The following is a 550-nucleotide window of genomic DNA, read 5'->3' as shown; positions in this document are numbered from 1 at the left end:
GCTTCAAGGTGGGCGACCATGTATCCGTGGCGCCGAACAGCGGCTGCGGCCACTGCGCCAGCTGCCTTGCCGGCGATCCCGCCTGGTGCGCGCAAATGGTGCTGATCGGCGGTGGCTATGCGCAATACACCGCCGTCACCGGCCGCCAGTGCCGCAAGCTTCCTGTCGGGATCAGCGCCGCCGATGGCGCTCTGGCGGAACCTTTGTCGGTGGCGCTGCACGGCCTGATGCAGGCAAAGATGCAGCAGGGCGACAAGGTGCTGATCGTCGGCGCCGGCGCGATCGGCCTTGCCGTCGCCTTCTGGGCACGGCGGCTGGGTGCGGGCCGTGTCGCGGTAACCGACCTGCACAGCTTTCAAGAGCAGCGGGCAATGGAACTCGGCGCCAGCGCCTTCGTCACCTCGGATGCCGAGCTTCAGCCGAACATCGAGACAGCGCTCGGCGGCCTGCCCGACATCGTCTTCGAATGCGTCGGCAAGCCGGGCCTGATCGACCATTGCATCGGCCTCGTCCGGCCGAGAGGCAAAGTCGTCGTGCTCGGGCTCTGCAC

General features: G+C 67.8%; 1 protein-coding gene. It reads left to right on the top strand.

From position 1 onward, the window contains the following. Positions 1–8: 8 nt before the first annotated feature. A partial coding sequence (locus AC1D0P_RS27730) for a zinc-dependent alcohol dehydrogenase (protein WP_477679667.1) occupies positions 9–550 on the top strand: 542 nt, incomplete at its 3' end.

Source organism: Polaromonas sp. P1_G2 (genome assembly GCF_056405515.1).
This window is presented reverse-complemented; position numbering and strand designations above follow the sequence as displayed.